The following is a 19294-nucleotide window of genomic DNA, read 5'->3' on the forward strand; positions in this document are numbered from 1 at the left end:
TTTTTAGCATAATACCGCCATACGTTCTAAAATAAAAACATTTGGAAAAACTGAAGCAGTCCTGCTCGAGCTAAATGAAGAACAAGGATCCCAACAATTGGCGAAATATCGATCATACCAATTGGTGGGATAAATTTACGAAATTGCTCTAGGTAAGGCTCACAAATTTTGGTCAACATTTGACCAAAGGATGATTCCCTTGCTCCTGGGAACCATGACATGAAAATATACACAATGAGTGCATATCCATAGAATACAAATGCATAATGTAATATTGTATATAATTCAACCATCCACTACTACCATCCTTTTTCAAATTCATCTTGTTGGGCAAATGCTTCGGATATTGTTCCTGAAACTTCAACATTGTCCGGGGTGCATAAAAATGTTTCAGAGCCTAGCTTCTGAATATCACCATTAACAGCGTATACCGTGCCACTTAGAAAATCAACAATACGTTTTGCTTGTTGATGATCAACGCGTTGTAAATTAATGACAACGGCACGTCTGTTTACAATGTTATCTGCAATTTCCTGCGCTTCGTTATAGGTTCTTGGCTCACATAATACCACTTTTGATGTAGATTGCTGCATACTAGTTAAGCTTACAACCTTTTGTGTTTGTTGCTTCGTACTTTCTTTACTCTCTGGGGTAATCTCTTCCTGTTGATATTCGTACTCATACTCGTCATCCATGGTGAAATAATTTTTAATCTTATTCTTAATACTCATTCTCTCACCTCTTTACTTAAGTTTGCGATCATTCACCAACTAATTGGGAGCCAATGCGGATATGGGTTGCACCCTCTTCAATCGCAACTTCATAATCATTGCTCATCCCCATCGAAAGAAATTCACATGGTGCATGATGCAATTTCTTTGCTTTGATACGGTCTCTTAATAATGCTAAATCCCGAAATACTTTCCGAATCTCCTCTTTGTCTTCAATATGGGGTGCCATTGTCATTAATCCAACTACATGAACTTTTTCGTATTTCTCGATTTCCTCAATAAAAGGAATTACCTCTTCTACGCTCAAGCCATGTTTGGAAGCTTCTCCACTGACATTTACTTGTATAAAGCAATCGACAGGTGCTGATGCTCGTTTATTAATTTCTTTTGCAAGTGAAGCCCTGTCCAAAGCATGGAGCATATCAATTTTGTCAATAATGTCTTTTACTTTTCGTGACTGCAAGGTTCCAATAAAATGCCATGTTACTTTATCAGCAATGTGATGATACTTTTCTAAAAAACCTTCATTTCGATTTTCGCCAAGATTTTTAACTCCTGCTTCAACTGCTTCCTCGGTTCGTTCTATTGTAGCATATTTCGTAACCCCAATAACGTTTATTTCGGAAGGTTTGCGCCCACTATTTTTACATGCTTGTCCTATTTTCTCTTGAATGACTGCCAAATTTGCTGCGACTTCCATAATACGTATAACTCCTCCATCATGTAATCACCCTTGAAATCCAATAAACCCTAACATTCTTCCAGTTTTACCATGGTCTCTCCGATGAGAGAAAAATAATTCATCATCACGATAAGTGCAATAATTTGTTACCTCTATATTATGACGTAATACCCCAGATTGTAAAAGGATATCTACATTTAATTGCTTTAAATCTAATAAAAATCGATTTTTGCCGAGTGAACGTACCGCATTTTCCCTCTCCCCTGCTCGAATCGATTGAATCACCCGCTCATCTACTTCATAATTCTGCTGTGAAATACAAGGACCAATCGCTACGAATAGGTTTTCCGGTTTCACACCAACTTTTGCAAAAGCTTCCACCATCTTCTCAGCAATTCGGTTAACAGATCCCTTCCAGCCAGCGTGGGCAATTCCAATATATTCCGTTATCGGATCGAAGAAAAATAAGGGTACACAATCTGCAAAGAAAGCTGTACATAATACTCCTTTTTGGTTGGTTAAGAGCCCATCCGTGCCTTTAATGGAGCTTGTATAAGTAGTTGAACCTTTCCCCTTATCTTGATCCGTAACATGTGCAATCTCCGTTCGATGTATTTGTTCTCCTGACACCCAGTTTTGCAGTGAAAAGTTCAGCTTATCTGCTAATCGTTCACGGTTACTTATAACATGCTTCTGTTCATCAGCAACATGGAACCCAAAATTCAATGTATGATAGGGGTACTCGCTTACACCACCGTTTCTAGTAGTAAAGCCCACGACAAGTCCAGGGTGTTCTGTTTGCCACTTTTCTATGTTGAGATATGCGTTATCTTTCTCTTTAAAGACTTCATTCATTATAATCCTCCTGATTAGAAAACTTGGCATTCACCAATCCTCTTGGCTAATGCTACAGTGCACTTCTGCAGTAAAGAAATTTTTATATTTTCTTTACTGCAAAAATAGACTTGTCTTATTTTATCATATTTTGGCTTTCAACTAAGCTTTTTCATGCAATCTCTATTTTACCGTACCATATAAACTTGGTCCCTGGACATCATTGACAAGAATCACATCGGAACCAATTCGAACAATATGATCCCAGGAAATCAATAATTCGTCAGCCTTTCTTAACATTCCACTCTTTTTGTCCTTCGTTTCCACAACAATTGCAATAATTTTCCCTGTATTACCGTCAATTTCTAAATCTGTAATATGGCCAAACCTTCTACCATCATCAATTATTATAATTTCTTTCAACTGTAATTCTGATAATTTAATCATTGTCCTCACCTGCCTTATTAGTTGTCAAAATAGTCCGTTGAAAATGACACTTCGAGAGCAGTAGACCATCGATTAAGTACCGACACGTACTGTGTCCAATATCGAAGTCAAAACAACAAGCGAGAAGATCGTTGGCTTGCTTTTACACTCATTGCAGAAGAAAATCGCTTTTACTGTGCGCAAGAACGTCTGCTCAATGCATCGACGCCTTATACTGCTCGGTCCCTTTCGTCCTCCTCTTTTTGAACACGTACTTATTAAACTATATGCGAACACATCAATTTATTTCATCTTTACACAGAAAAAATCAGGAAAGACAGGTGAAAAACCTGTCCTTCCTGATTTTGCATGATTTATTTAAATCTTTATTCAAACATTTGCTTATTCATTTGACTGATTGCAGCTTTCTCTAAACGAGATACTTGTGCTTGTGAGATGCCAATTTCATCAGCAACTTCCATTTGCGTTTTCCCTTGAAAGAATCGTTTATTCAATATCATTTTTTCACGTTCATTTAATTGGTGCATCCCTTCTTTTAATGAAATTTTATCAACCCAGGTTGAATCCTTGTCTTTATCATCACTAATCTGATCGACAACAAATATTGGATCACCACCATCATTGTAGATTGGTTCGAATAATGATACAGGATCTTGAATCGCATCAAGAGCAAACACAATATCGGAATGTGGAATTCCCATTTCAGCGGCAATTTCTGCAGGAGTAGGCTCTTTTGATGTCTTACTAATTAATTTTTCTCTCACCTGCAGTGCTTTGTATGCAATATCACGTAAGGACCTAGATACTCGGATTGGATTATTATCCCTGAGGTATCGTCTTATTTCTCCAATAATCATCGGAACAGCATACGTGGAGAATCTTACGTTATGTGATAAATCAAAATTATCGATTGATTTCATTAGTCCAATACAGCCAACTTGAAATAAATCATCTACATATTCTCCCCGATTATTGAATCGCTGTATCACACTTAATACAAGCCTTAAATTCCCATTAACAAGTTCTTCTCGAGCAGAAATATCTCCTTCCTGCTGCATTCTTACAAATAGCTTTTTCATTTCTTCATTTTTAAGTACAGGTAGTTTGGATGTATCAACACCACATATCTCAACTTTATGTCTAGTCATTTAAGTCAACCCTCCCAGTCGGTGATGCTGTTCAAGGACAGTATCTCCCCGGCAGAGGGTTTTTATGCACGTACAGATTTTAGAAAGACTGTAAAATGTTGATGAAAACCTTATAAAATATGGCTACACCATTTTATTAAATTCTTTTTTCAATCTGCGAATAATCTTTTTTTCTAAACGTGAAATATAGGATTGAGAAATTCCAAGCATATCCGCAACATCCTTCTGGGTCTTTTCCTCTTGACCAATTAATCCAAAACGCAGCTCCATGATTTGTTTTTCACGGGCATTTAATTTTGATAATGCACTTTTCAACAAAGTTTTATCCACATTTGATTCGAGGTTTTTTGTAATTATATCTTCATCCGTACCGAGAACATCGGACAATAGAAGCTCATTCCCATCCCAATCGATATTTAATGGTTCATCAAATGAGACTTCCGATTTAAGTTTATTATTTCTACGCAAGTACATAAGAATCTCGTTTTCAATACATCTTGATGCATAGGTTGCTAACTTAATTTTCTTTTCTGGATTGAATGTATTTACCGCTTTTATTAAGCCAATTGTACCTATGCTAATTAAGTCCTCAATATTGATACCTGTATTTTCAAATTTACGTGCAATATAGACGACAAGACGAAGGTTACGCTCAATCAGCATCGCTCTCGCTGCCTTGTCGCCTTTCGGTAATAGGATTAATAATTCTTGTTCTTCCTGTTTCGAAAGGGGAGGAGGCAATGCTTCACTTCCACCAATATAGTAGACTTCTGATGACTTTAATCCTAATTTAATTAATAATTTGTACCAGCGCAATTTCAGTTTGATTTTCCATAGAGCCATACTCTCCACTCCCTTATGCTGTTTGTATAGTAGCTAATTTAATGATTTGCGGATGCAATAAACAATGATAGCTTTGATCCCTAACTAATACGCCAAACTGAATACCGATTAGTAAATTGCTTGTTGTAAGCTTCTGACTCCCATAATGTATTTCAATGTGATCTGGCCTAATCGCTAAGAGGAAACCACTTTTTCCTTCAACACCTTGATACGGAATCATTTGTACTTTGTGCTGCCATTTTTCTGGAACTTGATCAAGTGCTAAATGATGATGCACTTCCTCTAATTGCTTCCATTCTTCTTCAGAAAACCACTGCTTCAGAAATATTTCATCACAAATAACTACTGCCCTTTTCGTTAGTGGATCAACTAGCTGATTACCGCTATCAATAAACCCTTTGGTCATAAATGAATTGTTATTCATTTGAATGGTCACTTCGCATAATTGGTCATAACGAATTTTCTCACTTGCATGCTCGTCCATACGGTGCTTTGTAAAATACCATACGATTGGGAATCCGATTAAGATAAACAGCCAGCTAACTGGATCACCATATCCTTTATTAAATGTTAAAATTCCATTGCCTGTAATTGACACAGGGTTTGCAAGCATAAAGTATATCCCTGTCAATCCACCTCCAATTGCAAATGATGTAAAGTAAAATAATAATAATAATTTCATCATGCGATAAAAACCTGCATATCCGAAGGTACATAAGATAATAAAGAATGAATAAATTAATTTACCCAGTACCCCATTTATAAAGGAGTCTGGAAAAAATAGCGTAAAGGGTACAATTAATGAAGCGATAAATGCCCCAAAAATGATTCGTATTTTCCCTACTGCATCCCTTGCTAAAGCTTTTGTAAGCATTAACAGCATTAAATCCAGAAAAAAATTCAATGCCCAGACGGCATCAAGATAAATGGTCAATTTCTCTCTTCCTTCCCGGCAAATCATTTTCGGAATATTTATTTTCAGGAGGTATTTTCATAGATAATCGAAACCCCAGATTTGAGGAATTACTAACGAGTATAGTAGAGTGCGGAAGCAAAGTCTGTCACTTCTTGTGTGCGTATAAAAGCTAATTTTCACTATTTGTCTATAAGTTTGTCGGGGATAATTTGTCTCTTTTAAAGCTAACGTATATTCATACGGATTGTCTGTCTATCGATTTTTGCGTTTTATGTCAAATACTTCTAAAATCAACATGCATAAAAATAGCGCTAAACCAATATAACTGGAATTGTATAATTCTTCCTATATAAATACAAAGCCTTCCCTTATTTACGCTTTGTGATCTGCTGCGCTAACGTAAACTAACACTATTCTAGATGCTTCATCACATTTGAAAGAAAATCCGAACTAGTGAATATTTGCTTAATCTGTGGAACAATCGCCGTCCGGGATCGCTCCGGGCGGATGCTTTCCGTGGGCACGGCTTCAGCCTCTCCGGAAGAAAACCACTTCCTGCGAGTCTTCAGACACGTGCTGTTCCCACAGGAGTCACCGCCCTACGCTCACCCGGACTGGTTAGAACAACATTTTTATTTTGATAAACCATGTTAGTATAGCCAGTGAGCCAGCACTAGCGGAGGAAACACACGTAGACTTCTGCGGGATACGTGGCCAGAGTGAGACTCTGAAGAACGGAGTTCGAAGAGGCTCACGGGTCACCCGCGAAAAGCGTAGTGTGTTTCCGGAGCGGGTATTCGCACAATCTCTCAATGCGCATTAATTAGAAGTTTATATTAATTGTAAAATAGAGAATATGTTCATCACGCCTCGAGGGCAATGTTAAGGATTGTTTTGGAGGAATCTATGCCGGGTGGTGAATAGAGGTTATGGAATTGAAAATAGAGCAGATGAATGTAGCTCATCTGCTCTATTATGTCTTCGTACAAGTTATTTTTTATCGATTACGGTTTCGATTTCTTAAAAATGTAGGAATATCAAGCTCGTCGTCCTCTTGTCTAACACGAGGCTGTGGCTGTTGTTGCTCACGCTGCTCGCGCTGCTCTCTTTGAACCGGTTCTTCCCTCGTGGCAGCATGCTGGTTATGACTAGCCATAGGACGATGCTGTTTTTGCTTAATTTCTGCTTTTGGTTGTACAGTCTCATCAAAACCTGTTGCAATTACTGTAACAACAATTTCATCATTTAGATTCTCATTAATAACGGATCCAAAGATAACGTTCACTTCTTTATCTGCTGCTGAAGTAACTAAATCTGCAGCTTCTTGAACTTCATAAAGGCTTAAGTTCGTACCGCCAGTAATATTCATTAGGATACCATGTGCACCATCGATAGAAGTCTCCAGTAGTGGAGATGAAATTGCTTTTTTCGCAGCTTCTGTTGCACGCGTTTCACCAGTTGCAATACCAATTCCCATGAGTGCAGAACCTTTATCAAACATAATTGTTTTAACATCAGCAAAATCAACGTTAATTAGACCTGGCTTCGCAATTAAATCTGAGATACCTTGTACACCTTGTCGTAACACATTATCTGCTTCACGGAATGCTTCAAGCATTGGTGTGTTTTTGTCTACAATTTCAAGTAAGCGATCATTTGGAATTACGATTAATGTATCAACACTTCCTTTAAGTGTATCAATTCCAGAAATTGCTTGGGTAGAGCGTCTTCTTCCTTCAAAAGAGAATGGACGTGTTACAACACCTACAGTTAATGCTCCAAGATCTTTAGCAACTTGTGCAATTACAGGAGCAGCACCAGTTCCGGTGCCACCACCCATTCCAGCAGTTACAAATACCATATCAGCACCTTGCAATACTTCTTCTAGCTGTTCTTTGCTCTCTTCGGCAGCTTTCTTTCCAACTTCCGGATTTGCACCTGCTCCAAGACCACGTGTCAGTTTACCACCTATTTGTATTGTTGTTTCTGCTTTAGACAAATTCAAAGCCTGAGCATCAGTATTTACCGCTATAAATTCTACACCTTCAACACCATGCTCAATCATTCGGTTCACAGCATTGTTTCCACCGCCACCTACACCGATAACTTTAATTGTCGCTAATTCCTCCATATTTGTATCAAACTCTAACATATTTCTTTCCTCCTAATGTGCAAAATTACAAGAATACCAGAAGCTAATTTCAATGTGATCTTTTTAGAAAACTTGGCGTTTGCCAGGCTTTTAGGCAAATGACTTCGTTGCACTTATGCAAATAATAAAAGTTTTATATTTTTTATCTGTCAAAAAGTTCCATTACCTTTTGAATTCACATCAGTTATTCTTAATCAAAGAAATACTTAAATAAATTAGCAAAACTAGAGTCTTTTTTCTTATTCTCTTTCGTTTCTTTTTTGACCTTTGGCTGTTTTTGCGGTCTTTTTGGTTTCGGTTCTGTTGTATCTTCAACTACAGATGGATACAAATCTTTTCCTTGTATCTTCGCATTATGATAAGCGAACTGCAATATTCCAATACCTGCTGTATATTGTGCTTCTCTTACACCTATGTAATCTGGGATAGCAACGCGTACATTTGATCGGAATAAGTCCTCAGCAAGCTCAAGACTTCCTGGCATCGAACTCGTTCCACCAGTCAATACATACCCACCTGGAAGCTCGCCGTAACCCATTTTTCTAATTTCTCTTTCTACATAAGCATAAATTTCTTCCAGTCTTGCTTCAATCATATCAGAAATTTGCAGCTGATTATAGGTTTCTCTTGTGTTGCTTCCAATGATTGAAACTTCAAATGTTTCTTCTTCAGAAGCATGATCATAAAATGCATGTCCATAATTCAGTTTAATATCTTCTGCTTCTTCTGTAGATGTCCTTAGACCGATAGACAAATCCTTCGTAATATTATCTCCACCTAAGCTAATAACACTTGTTGAAATTAGATGGTCGTTACCAAAAACTGAAACGGTAGTACAGCCACCACCCACATCAATTAGAGCAACCCCCATATTCTTTTCATCTTTTGAAAGAGCAATCGTTCCGGCTGCAAGTGGCTGAAGGCAAATATCGGACACTTGCAAGTTAGCACGTTCTACACATTTTAAAATATTATGTAGTACTGTCTTTGAGCATGTAATAATTGTACCTTCCATTTCCAACCGAACGCCAATCATACCACGCGGATCCGTGATTTCATCCAAACCATCTACAATAAATTGTTTTGGAATAACATCAATAATTTCACGTTCTGGTGGAATTGAGATTACCTGTGCTCCGTCGATGACTCTTGTCACATCCTCATCACCAATTTCACGGTTTTCGCTTTGAACTGCTACTACCCCATGACAAGGCTGTAATTGAACATGACTTCCGTTTATACCAACGACAACACTTTCAATCTGCATCCCTACCATGCGCTCAGCTTGTTCTACCGCGTTTCGGATTGAATGAACCGTTTGATCGATATCAACAACTGCACCTTTTTTCATACCATTTGATTTAGCGGTCCCAACCCCGATTATATTCAATGAATCGTTCAAAACTTCTCCAATAATGACTTTAATCGCTGTTGTACCTATATCAAGACTTACTAATATTTCACTATTATTCAACGAAAGGCACCTCCAGAATCAGAAACTTCCAGTATTACTGTCGTTTCTATGAACTTCCTTTTTTATCTATTGTATAATCTACTATTTTATAGGAAATCAGTAAAAAAATAAAACATATATAGGTTATTCCACAAAAGGTGGCAATATCCCTTCTTAACGCTTTAAAAAAACTAAATTCCTCTAAAAAAATGTGTTCAAAAGAGAAAGAAAAGACCCAAGTCTACTAAAGTCATAATTCCTGGGGAGTTTTGGCCCCACTGCAAGGCCAATACGAGTACGGCTTATGCATCGAAGGTCGATATGTCCTTTTCCCTAGGCTTTTGAACAACCTTTTATGAGTATCTTATATATCTTTCGTAAACACAACTATTTATATGACTTTCCTACCACAACATTTATTTATTCGGATTCTGTTGATTCCTCATTGTCTGGAATTCCTTCTATTTCTGTCATATCTTCGTCCTCTTCCTGATTAAAAGACTCAAAGTAGATACCTACTCCAATATGAATGATCCCTTTTTCCTCTGGATCAAGCTGTGCAACAATTGACGGATAAACTTCCATTTTTTCAGCAAAGTCGCGAATCGTTCCTTTTACAAGGTAACCATCATTCATGTATAAAAGCACCGTATTTTTATTTTCATCAGTTGGGATCCAATGGATTTCCGAAATAACATTCCTGATGCTACCAGGGAGTTCCTTTAGCTCCTCTGCCATTCTATGTAGATATTCCTCATCATCAAACCCATAAATTAGCGGAGCTTCGCCATTGAACGTCCCATTCGTAACATTTAGAATTTCACCATTACCTAATACTGGTTTATACGCTGTTTCGTTACGAATATATCCAATGATTTGCTGTTCTTTTACATGAATATCAATTGTCCATGGTAATTTTCTACTTACTTTTACAGACTCTAATATAGGGTTCTTATTTATTAATTGTTCAGTTTCTGCTCGGTTAATTGTCCATATATTTGTATCAGTCGTTAAATTGCTACTTTCGATAATCTCTTCATCTGTTACATACGTATTTCCATTCACGGCAATTGTTTTAATATGGCTCAATGGTGATTGTAAATATACGATGATAGATATCAAGAAAAAAAAGATTGAAAGATAAAATATAAGTCGACGGTTTGCTTTTTTCTTACGTGCTTGTTTCAATTTTGGAATACGATCCTCAATCGAAACAATATTCTTTTTACTCATCCCCATTTCTTCCTTTTTACATTTATTTACGTTAGCAAAAGAATAAAACGGCAAATCTTAAAGCCGTTTTTATCTGTTACATGAATTATATCATAAAACATAGCGGAAGATGTAGTGTACTTACCATACTTTATCAAGTTTTTCCAGTTACAGGGCTGTGAATTTTTTCCAAGCAAGGAACTGAAAAGAACTTCACCTTAAATCTTAGAATATATACTAATATTTAGCAAAACGCCAACAGAGCATAAAGTCAATGTTAAAGATGAACCACCATAGCTTAGAAATGGTAATGTAATCCCTGTAACTGGAATCAGACCAATCACAACACTTATATTAATCATCGCTTGTACTGCAAGCATTCCTGCAATTCCAAGTGCTAGAAAACGTCCAAATAGATCTGGTGCTTCGAGTGAAATTTTAATTCCCCTCCATAAAAGCAGGAAAAATAGAACAATGATAACAGTTCCGCCAATAAATCCAAGTTCTTCACCTAATATAGCAAAAATAAAATCAGTTTGTGGCTCAGGTAAATAAAAATACTTCTGCAAGCTATTCCCTAATCCTAATCCCATTAAACCACCTGGTCCAATCGCATATAAAGACTGGATAATTTGAAAACCATCCCCAAGTGGATCCTCCCACGGATTTAGAAATGCCGTAATTCGACTAATTCGATATGGTGCAGATGCAATCAAGCCTACAAAACCGAGCATTCCAATTGCAGCAAGACCAAAAAAATGTGTTAACCTTGCACCAGCAGCAAAAATCATAATCATACATGTAAGGACAAGAACCATTCCTGTTCCAAGGTCTGGTTGCAGCATAATTAGACCAAAAGCAGTAAAAACAAGTAAAATACATGGAAGAAAGCCTTTTTTAAAAGAAGTTATATATTTTTGATTTGCAGAAAGGATCGCAGCAAGAAAAATGATTAGCCCGAGCTTCATAAATTCGGATGGTTGAATACTAAATGCACCCACCCCTATCCAGCTCTGTGCTCCACCTCGAACCAACCCTACTCCAGGGATTAAGACAAGCAGTAATAATATAAAACAAAATAGCAGTATTAAATTTGCATATTTTTTCCACGTATAATACGGAATGACCATGAAAAAAAACATCGCAACCACTCCTGCACCAGCAAAGAGAAGCTGTCTTTTTAAATAGTAAAAGGAATCATTAAATTTGTAATCAGACCATACGTAGGATGAACTGTAAACCATGACAATCCCAACGACTAATAAAATAACGATTATAAAAAGCAAAGGCAGATCTGGCCTTTTTTGCTCCTTTAGTAATTTATTTAACAAAAAAACACCCCTTTTCCAATTTTGGATCAGGGGCATTTGTAGTATGCTCTATATCGTTTTAATAATTAAGACTCTCGGTATAGATATCTTACTTCTGTTCAATGTTTATGACCAACCGAATCATTTTTTGTGTTTGCCCCTACATTAGCTTATGCACGGCTTGTACAAACATGTCTCCTCTTTCTTCAAATGTTCGATATTGATCCCAGCTTGCACACGCTGGTGACAAAAGAATAACTTCATTTTCCTCTGAAATCGAATATGCTGCATGGACTGCATCTTCGACATTCTCAGATTCAATTACTTTTTCTATCCCAACTTCAGCGGCTAACTCTTTTAACTTGCTTGCAGTTTGGCCAAATACAACCATAGCTCTAACATGTTTCAGGTGTGGCTTCAAATCGGTAAATTCATTCCCCCGATCAAGTCCACCTGCTAAAAGAATCGTCGGTTGTTTAAATGAATCTAATGCTTTTTGAGTCGCCAAAATATTTGTTGCTTTTGAATCGTTGTAAAATAATCGTCCATTAATATTTTCAACAAATTGTAAACGATGCTCTACTCCGGAAAACGTCGTTAATACACGATAAATACCTTCATTTGTTGCTCCATTTAACTTTGCAGCAGCAATTGCAGCTAATATATTTTGCAAATTATGCTCTCCGACCAAAACAATTTCTTTCAATTCGATGATTTTTTCATTTTTAAAATAAACATACTTGTCATCGATCCATGCACCAGCTTCAAGCTTTTGGTGAACGGAAAAAGGAATGAGTTTTGCACGTGCGTCCTTTACTTCCTCTGCAATAGCTTTATCCTCAGCATTATAAATGAGGTAGTCATCCTTCGTCTGATTTCTAAAGATATTAAACTTTGCCTGCTTATAATTGGACAACGTTTTATGGTAATCCAAATGTGCTTCAAATATATTTAATAAGATTGCTGTTGTTGGTCTGAATTTTTCAGTCCCTTGTAGTTGAAAAGACGATAATTCAAGCACAAGAGCTTCATCATCTTGCATGGATTGCACTGCTTCTGTAGCAACAATCCCAATGTTACCAGCCACTCTAACTGGCCGTTCGCTTTTCTTAAGCATATCCGTTACCAAAGTAGTGGTTGTTGTTTTCCCATTCGAGCCTGTCACTCCAATTATTGGACCGTCAAATAAATAATAAGCTAATTCAATTTCCGTAATAATGGGAATATCTCGTCTTATTGCTTCTGCTACAATCGGATTATCATAGGATATACCTGGATTCTTAATAACAAGATCCATTCCATCTAAAATGGAAATAGGATGAGAGCCTATTATAACTTCAGCACCCATCTCTTTCAGTCGTATAACAGTCTCATCCTGCTCTGTTGCTTGCTTATCATGAACTCGAATAGTTTTATCATTTGCTAAAAGGGCTTCAGCTGCTGCTGTTCCACTTCTTGCAAGTCCTAAAACAACAATGTTAGAATAAGGGAATTCTGTTAATCTCTTCATTATAAGCCCACCTCAATATAAATGCCGAGTGCGGCAAATAAAAGTCCTACTAACCAAAATGTCGTCACAACCCGCCATTCTGACCAGCCGAGCAGTTCATAATGGTGATGTAATGGACTCATTTTAAATACACGTTTTCCTGTTGTCTTAAATGAAATAACCTGAATAATTACAGAAAGTGTTTCGATAACAAAGACGCCACCAATAATTACTAACAGAATTTCCATTTTCAACAAAATAGAAATAGCTGCAATCGCTCCTCCAAGCGCGAGTGACCCTGTATCTCCCATAAACACCTTTGCTGGGTGTGCATTAAATACCAGAAATCCAAGTAATGCCCCAACCACAGCCAATGCAAAGATGGCTGGTTCGTTTTGACCAGTACCATACCAAGCAAGGATTGCAAATGCTCCAAACGCAATAGCAGCTGTACCAGCTAGCAGTCCATCTAAACCATCCGTTAAGTTTACAGCGTTAGAAGCACCGACAAGCATGAATATGATTAATAGTGCATAGCCCCAGCCTAGTTCCCACTGAATATCCGTTCCCGGTATTTGAACCGCTGTTGAAAATCCTTGACTACGTAAAATAAAGTAAAATACAAGTGCAATAACAATTTGCCCAAGTAACTTTTGCAATGATGTTAAACCAAGATTTCGTTTCATCGCTACTTTTATAAAGTCGTCGAGAAACCCGAGTAACCCATATCCAAAGATAACAAAAACGAGTAGCCATAATTCATAACCAATTCCAGATTCATCTACTCTTGCAGCCATTATAATTGACGTAATAATAACACTAAATATAATCATGATACCGCCCATTGTAGGGGTACCCGTTTTTTTCAAATGTGATTTTGGTCCTTCTTCTCTAATGCTTTGCCCAAACTTTAATCTTCTTAAAAATGGAATCAATATTGGAGATAAAAGAACGGTAATGAGAAATGCAATCGCTAATGTGATTAATAAAACAGTTAAATTCACTTTCTTTCCTCCTCATACATAACCGTCCAAATAGATTGGATGAATCAATACGTTTCATTTATTTTTTAGGTTGTACTTTTAGTAAAATTTTATCTTGCCTTGTAGTAATCTAATTCTCATCAGTAGTAATAGCTTCGATCATTTCTTCAAATTTTAACCCTCGTGATGCTTTAAATAATATTAGTGAATGTTTTGTTAAATAGGGGTTAAGTGCCTGAACTAAATCTTCCTTCGATGCAAAATGAGTATATTTTAGATTAAGGCTCTTCGCTTGAACTGCTGCTTGAATCCATTCAGCATGGACTCCATATGTAAAGAGCACAGTGATAGGTGCTTCAATTACTTCGGCAACCGACTCATGAAATTCTCTTGCACGATCTCCTAGCTCAAGAATATCACCGAGCACTAACACCTTCTCCTCAAATCCGTTCATTTGTTTCACTACTTCAATAGCTGCCTTCATTGAAGTTGCGGATGCATTATAAGCATCATTGATGATGGATACATCATTTATGCCTTTTAGTAGTTCAAACCGCATTCCAGTTAGCTCAAGGTTTTGCAAAGCTTGCTTGCTTTTTTCTGCATGAATGTTTAAAAGCTTGCCTATAGCAAGCGCAAATACAGCATTTTTTGTATGGTGCTTGCCAAAAAGTGGAACTTGATAAGTCATGCCATCGGAAAGCGTGAATTCTGTTCCCGTTGTATGTATCTTAACCTCTGAAATTTTATAATCATTTTCTGCACCAAAGCCACACGCAATTTTTTTCTGGTTTATGTGTTTCTCACGGAGCAACGGTTCATCACCATCGATAATTAGTACTCCATCTTCATCCAAACCATTTACAATCTCCAGCTTCGCTTTAGCAATACCTTCACGTGATCCCAAGAATTCTATATGTGACTCACCGATATTTGTAATTATTGCAACATCTGGTCTAGCTATACGTGTTAATAAATCAATTTCCTGGAAGTTACTCATACCCATTTCTACAATTAATGCTTCGGTATTTCGATCCATTGATAAAATTGTTAATGGTAATCCAATATGATTGTTGAAATTTCCTTTCGTAGCATGAGTTCGATAAGTCGTTTTTACAACAGCGGAAGTCAGATCCTTCGTTGTTGTTTTACCATTAGAGCCTGTTATTCCGATTACAATCGGATCAATCTCAGTCCTGTAAGCAGACGCTAAATCCTGAAGTGCACTCAGGGTGTCTTTTACAAAGTAAATTGGAAGGTTTGGCAGGATGTCATCTGGCAAATGCTTGCTTTCATCCCAAATAATAGCACAGGCACCATTGTCAATTGCTTGTTTGACAAATTCATGTCCATCAAAGTTCTCTCCAACAAGCGGAACAAATAATAGACCTTCCCCCTTTGCTCTGCTATCTGTCGTTACTTGTTTTATAGTTATATTTTCTTGTATTCCCCCTTGATTAGTGGGGAATTGTTTAGCTAACCAATTTGTAGTAAATAACATCAATATTTCTCCTTATTGCGAATTGCTTTTCTCGCTACTTCTCGATCATCAAAATCATATTTCGTATGTCCAATGATTTGATATGTTTCATGTCCTTTTCCTGCGATAAGTATTATATCCTCTGAAGTAGCTTGCCCGATAGCCTGAGAAATCGCTGCTTTCCGATCAACGATTACGTCATAACTACTACTTTCCTCTAACTCAGCTGTCATATCATCTAAAATCGACTGTGGGTCTTCTGTTCTTGGATTATCAGATGTAAAAAATGCATGATCTGCATATTTTACTGCAATTGATGCCATTAGCGGACGTTTCGTACGATCTCGATCTCCACCACATCCAACGACCACATATACATTATTCTTCGCAAATTCCCTTGCAGTTTGCAACACATTTTCCAACGAATCAGGTGTATGCGCATAATCAACAATAACTGCATAACGCTGACCTTCTACAACTGGCTCAAAACGACCATTTACACCTTCTAGCTGCTCAAGTGCCGTTTTAATAGTCGTTAATGATACATTAGCAGCTATTGCCGCTGTACTTGCAGCTAGCATATTATACACATTAAACATACCAATTAAACGACTTGAGATTTCAATATCTCCAACCGGTGAGGTTAACGTAAAGGATGTTCCTGCAGCGTCAAGCTGAATTCCGTTAGCCATAACAGTAGCTTTATTATTACAACCGTAAGTCATTACATGCTGCGCAGTGCTGCGTTTTAATAAATCACTTGCCGCATCATCGGAATTTAAAATAGCAAATTTCCGTTTCTTTTCATCATAGCTATTTCCTAACTGTGAAAACAATAAGCTTTTAGCTCGAAGATAATCTTGTAAATCGGAATGATAATCTAAGTGATCTTGGGATAAATTGGTGAATACGGCAATATCATAATCACACCCGTATACTCTCCCCATATCCAATGCGTGGGAAGAAACTTCCATAATAGCCTGATCTACATTTTCTCCAAGCATCTTGTGGAATGTTCGTTGCAGGCTTAGAGCATCTGGAGTTGTATTCGAGATCGAATATGATTCCTCTCCAATTTTCAGCTGAATCGTTCCAATAACGCCAGTTTTTTTCATCTGTTGTTTAAAAATCTCTTCCAACAAATACGTAACTGTAGTTTTACCATTCGTACCAGTAACTCCGATTAATGGCAGTTTTGATGTTGGGTAATTAAAGAACTTACCTGCGAGCATGGATAACGCCCGATTCGTATCGTCTACCAAAATAACTGGAACAGGAGCTTCAACAAGTTTTTCAACAATTAGCGCAACGGCTCCTTGTTTTACTGCATCGTCTATAAAATCATGACCATCAACTGTGAATCCAGGAATACAAACAAAAACACTTCCTTGTTTTACTTCTCGTGAGTCCATTTCAATACCATCGACTTTTATTTCATCAATCATCGATGTTGTTTTATAAAAAGGTAACACATGTAGTAATTCATCTAAATTCATAGCAAACACCCTATCTATTTTATATCCAACATATGTATTCTACATAATTGTATTTTTTAAGAGGGTGCTCTCCACCCTCTTTTATATAGTTGTCTTAATTTAGAAGCATTTACTGATTTTTACTTCCCTTATTATAGCAAATTTCCGTCCAATTAACGATGTTTTTCATCAGATAAATAAATTCTGACGGTAGATCCTGGTTCCAGTTTTGTACCTGGTTTTGGAGACTGGTCCGCAATATATTCACCTTCTCCATTAGTCTCAATCGTCAAATCAAGTAAATATTCGGCCAGCTCCTGTTTCGTTTGTCCTATCATATCTGGAACTTCGACTTTTGGCTGTTCCGGCCATAGATAGTCTTTTTCCAAACCGTCATCTCTTGGCTTAACTTCCATTGCTCTTAAACTGTCCCCGATGATTGTACCTACAATCGGCGCAGCGACGACACCACCAAACTGGATGGTGTTTTTCGGATTATCTACTGCTACATAGACAACAATCTCCGGATCATCCGCTGGCGCAAATCCAATAAACGAAACAATGTAATTATTTTCTAAATAGCCACCATTTGGACCAACCTTTTGCGCCGTTCCTGTTTTTCCACCAACACGATAACCATCTACATATGCAGGCCGGCCTGTTCCTTGTGCAACTACACTTTCTAGTGCACTGCGAACTTCATCAGAAGTACCGCTTGAAATCACACGCTGTTTCATATTCGGCTCTACCTTTTCAACGGTTTCACCTGTGACCGGATCTATCCATTCTTCCGCTATATATGGTTCATATAGATAGCCACCATTAATCGCAGCAGCAACTGCCATCACCTGCTGGATCGGTGTAACAGAAACCCCTTGCCCGAATGAAGTAGTGGCTAATTCGACAGGACCTACATTTTCAGGATTAAAGAGTATCCCATTGCCTTCTCCTTGTAAGTCTATTCCCGTTTTCTTTCCAAATCCAAACGCATCAATATACGAAAACAATTTTTCTGTTCCTAGGAGTTGGCCGAGATTTACGAATCCCGGGTTACATGAATTTTGAACAACTTCTAAATAGCTTTGATGTCCATGTCCTCCACTTTTCCAGCAGCGGATTTTTGCGCCACCTACCGTTATATGCCCAGTATCATGATATGTGTCTTCTTCAAGGTCAACCACTTTTTCCTCTAATGCTGCAGCAAGTGTTATTATTTTAAAAGTCGAACCAGGCTCATACGTACTCCAAATCGGTAAATTCCTACCAAATATCGATGCATCTACATCCTGATAATTTTCCGGATGGAAATTTGGACGGGTTGTCATGCCGAGAACACCGCCGGTTTTCGGATTAAGAGCTATTGCCAATGCTCCATCTGGATTATATTTTAAAACAGCTGCATCTAGTTCTCGCTCCATAATAGCTTGTACCTTGGAATTAATTGTTGTCTTTAAATTCAAGCCATCTGTTGGAGGTTTATAAACATCCGCTAAATTATCCAGCCTTCGTCCTTTCGCATCCGAATAGAAAGAGAGGCTTCCAGGCTCGCCAGCAAGTTTATCTTCATACGACAACTCCAGTCCCATTAGTCCTTGATTATCAATCCCTGTAAAACCGAGAACATGAGATAAGTCATCTCCATATGGATAATGTCGTTTTGAATCCTTTGCCAAGTATATACCTTTCATATTCAATTCCCGTATTGCTGTTTCTTGTTCTTCCGAAATTTTAATTCCTTCCGGTCGAAAGCTTACACTCGATTCATTTTTCGTTAAATTTTCTAAAACCTTTTCCTCTGGCATGCCCAATATTTTTGCTAACTTTCCTGCAGCATCTTCTGGTTCCTCTACTTGTCGCGGAATCGCGATTACCGAAGGCGCAGTAACATTCTCAGCTAAAATATCTCCTTCTGCATCCAATATGTAGCCACGTTCTGCTTGAAAACTAATATCCCGCGTCCAAAGGTCGTGTGCTTGTCCGGTTAATCGTTCACCCATAACAAATTGCACATACCCTAATCGAATAATAATAATCGCCAATAGAAGAAGTCCCAAAAGAAAAACAGTGACGATTCGTTTTTTTACTGTAACAGTGGATACACGTTTCATTCTCCATCCCCTTTTCCCAGGCTGGTTTGTA

The 19294-nt window shown here is 37.6% G+C and carries 17 protein-coding genes; all 17 read right to left on the bottom strand.

Going from position 1 to position 19294, the window contains the following annotated elements; all coding sequences use genetic code 11:
• Positions 1–26: 26 nt before the first annotated feature.
• Positions 27–293 (bottom strand): YggT family protein, encoded by a 267-nt coding sequence (locus D1B32_RS06710; protein WP_095308514.1) that lies wholly within the window; start codon positions 291–293, stop codon positions 27–29.
• A gap of 6 nt (positions 294–299) precedes the next feature.
• Positions 300–731 carry a cell division protein SepF gene (locus D1B32_RS06715; protein WP_095308513.1) on the bottom strand — a complete coding sequence of 144 codons (432 nt, stop codon included), beginning with the start codon at positions 729–731 and terminating at the stop codon, positions 300–302.
• A gap of 28 nt (positions 732–759) precedes the next feature.
• On the bottom strand, positions 760–1431 hold the full coding sequence (locus D1B32_RS06720; protein ID WP_187393136.1) for a YggS family pyridoxal phosphate-dependent enzyme: 672 nt from the start codon (positions 1429–1431) through the stop codon (positions 760–762).
• Positions 1432–1458: 27 nt separating this feature from the next.
• Positions 1459–2268 (bottom strand): peptidoglycan editing factor PgeF, encoded by an 810-nt coding sequence (pgeF, locus tag D1B32_RS06725; RefSeq protein WP_118888958.1) that lies wholly within the window; start codon positions 2266–2268, stop codon positions 1459–1461.
• Between the two features lie 162 nt (positions 2269–2430).
• Positions 2431–2694, bottom strand: coding sequence for a YlmC/YmxH family sporulation protein (locus D1B32_RS06730; RefSeq protein WP_095308509.1), 264 nt, complete (start codon positions 2692–2694; stop codon positions 2431–2433).
• Positions 2695–3059: 365 nt separating this feature from the next.
• On the bottom strand, positions 3060–3842 hold the full coding sequence (gene sigG, locus D1B32_RS06735; RefSeq protein WP_095308508.1) for an RNA polymerase sporulation sigma factor SigG: 783 nt from the start codon (positions 3840–3842) through the stop codon (positions 3060–3062).
• Between the two features lie 123 nt (positions 3843–3965).
• Entirely contained in the window at positions 3966–4685 is a 720-nt protein-coding gene (gene sigE / locus D1B32_RS06740) for an RNA polymerase sporulation sigma factor SigE (RefSeq protein ID WP_095308507.1), read from the bottom strand.
• 13 nt (positions 4686–4698) lie between these two features.
• On the bottom strand, positions 4699–5619 hold the full coding sequence (gene spoIIGA / locus D1B32_RS06745) for a sigma-E processing peptidase SpoIIGA (RefSeq protein WP_118888959.1): 921 nt from the start codon (positions 5617–5619) through the stop codon (positions 4699–4701).
• Positions 5620–6598: 979 nt separating this feature from the next.
• Positions 6599–7753 (bottom strand): cell division protein FtsZ, encoded by a 1155-nt coding sequence (gene ftsZ, locus D1B32_RS06750; RefSeq protein ID WP_095308505.1) that lies wholly within the window; start codon positions 7751–7753, stop codon positions 6599–6601.
• A gap of 190 nt (positions 7754–7943) precedes the next feature.
• A complete protein-coding gene (gene ftsA / locus D1B32_RS06755) occupies positions 7944–9227 on the bottom strand; it encodes a cell division protein FtsA (protein ID WP_095308503.1) in 1284 nt (427 codons plus the stop codon).
• Between the two features lie 399 nt (positions 9228–9626).
• Positions 9627–10439, bottom strand: a complete 813-nt coding sequence (locus D1B32_RS06760; protein WP_118888960.1) for a cell division protein FtsQ/DivIB — start codon at positions 10437–10439, stop codon at positions 9627–9629.
• 197 nt (positions 10440–10636) lie between these two features.
• Positions 10637–11710, bottom strand: coding sequence for a stage V sporulation protein E (gene spoVE / locus D1B32_RS06765; protein WP_379601015.1), 1074 nt, complete (start codon positions 11708–11710; stop codon positions 10637–10639).
• A gap of 178 nt (positions 11711–11888) precedes the next feature.
• Entirely contained in the window at positions 11889–13238 is a 1350-nt protein-coding gene (murD, locus tag D1B32_RS06770) for a UDP-N-acetylmuramoyl-L-alanine--D-glutamate ligase (protein WP_095308500.1), read from the bottom strand.
• Positions 13238–14221: a phospho-N-acetylmuramoyl-pentapeptide-transferase gene (gene mraY / locus D1B32_RS06775; RefSeq protein WP_095308499.1), complete on the bottom strand. Its 984-nt coding sequence runs from the start codon at positions 14219–14221 to the stop codon at positions 13238–13240. The genes murD and mraY overlap by 1 nt, the downstream gene beginning before the upstream one ends.
• A gap of 109 nt (positions 14222–14330) precedes the next feature.
• Positions 14331–15701 carry a UDP-N-acetylmuramoyl-tripeptide--D-alanyl-D-alanine ligase gene (locus tag D1B32_RS06780; RefSeq protein WP_118888962.1) on the bottom strand — a complete coding sequence of 457 codons (1371 nt, stop codon included), beginning with the start codon at positions 15699–15701 and terminating at the stop codon, positions 14331–14333.
• Entirely contained in the window at positions 15701–17176 is a 1476-nt protein-coding gene (locus tag D1B32_RS06785) for a UDP-N-acetylmuramoyl-L-alanyl-D-glutamate--2,6-diaminopimelate ligase (RefSeq protein ID WP_095308497.1), read from the bottom strand. Before D1B32_RS06785 ends, D1B32_RS06780 begins: the two co-directional genes overlap by 1 nt.
• A gap of 152 nt (positions 17177–17328) precedes the next feature.
• Positions 17329–19263: a stage V sporulation protein D gene (locus tag D1B32_RS06790; protein WP_118888963.1), complete on the bottom strand. Its 1935-nt coding sequence runs from the start codon at positions 19261–19263 to the stop codon at positions 17329–17331.
• Positions 19264–19294: the final 31 nt, after the last annotated feature.

The organism is Oceanobacillus profundus (assembly GCF_003515705.1).
GTDB lineage: Bacteria > Bacillota > Bacilli > Bacillales > Amphibacillaceae > Oceanobacillus > Oceanobacillus profundus.

Coding starts and splice junctions, on each gene's coding strand:
- D1B32_RS06780 (WP_118888962.1), bottom strand. CDS start 15,701: ATGTTATTTACTACAAATTGGTTAGCTAAACAATTCCCCACTAATCAA.
- D1B32_RS06715 (WP_095308513.1), bottom strand. CDS start 731: ATGAGTATTAAGAATAAGATTAAAAATTATTTCACCATGGATGACGAG.
- D1B32_RS06730 (WP_095308509.1), bottom strand. CDS start 2,694: ATGATTAAATTATCAGAATTACAGTTGAAAGAAATTATAATAATTGAT.
- D1B32_RS06760 (WP_118888960.1), bottom strand. CDS start 10,439: ATGAGTAAAAAGAATATTGTTTCGATTGAGGATCGTATTCCAAAATTG.
- D1B32_RS06720 (WP_187393136.1), bottom strand. CDS start 1,431: ATGGAAGTCGCAGCAAATTTGGCAGTCATTCAAGAGAAAATAGGACAA.
- sigG (WP_095308508.1), bottom strand. CDS start 3,842: ATGACTAGACATAAAGTTGAGATATGTGGTGTTGATACATCCAAACTA.
- murD (WP_095308500.1), bottom strand. CDS start 13,238: ATGAAGAGATTAACAGAATTCCCTTATTCTAACATTGTTGTTTTAGGA.
- D1B32_RS06710 (WP_095308514.1), bottom strand. CDS start 293: ATGGTTGAATTATATACAATATTACATTATGCATTTGTATTCTATGGA.
- sigE (WP_095308507.1), bottom strand. CDS start 4,685: ATGGCTCTATGGAAAATCAAACTGAAATTGCGCTGGTACAAATTATTA.
- ftsZ (WP_095308505.1), bottom strand. CDS start 7,753: ATGTTAGAGTTTGATACAAATATGGAGGAATTAGCGACAATTAAAGTT.
- pgeF (WP_118888958.1), bottom strand. CDS start 2,268: ATGAATGAAGTCTTTAAAGAGAAAGATAACGCATATCTCAACATAGAA.
- D1B32_RS06785 (WP_095308497.1), bottom strand. CDS start 17,176: ATGAATTTAGATGAATTACTACATGTGTTACCTTTTTATAAAACAACA.
- D1B32_RS06790 (WP_118888963.1), bottom strand. CDS start 19,263: ATGAAACGTGTATCCACTGTTACAGTAAAAAAACGAATCGTCACTGTT.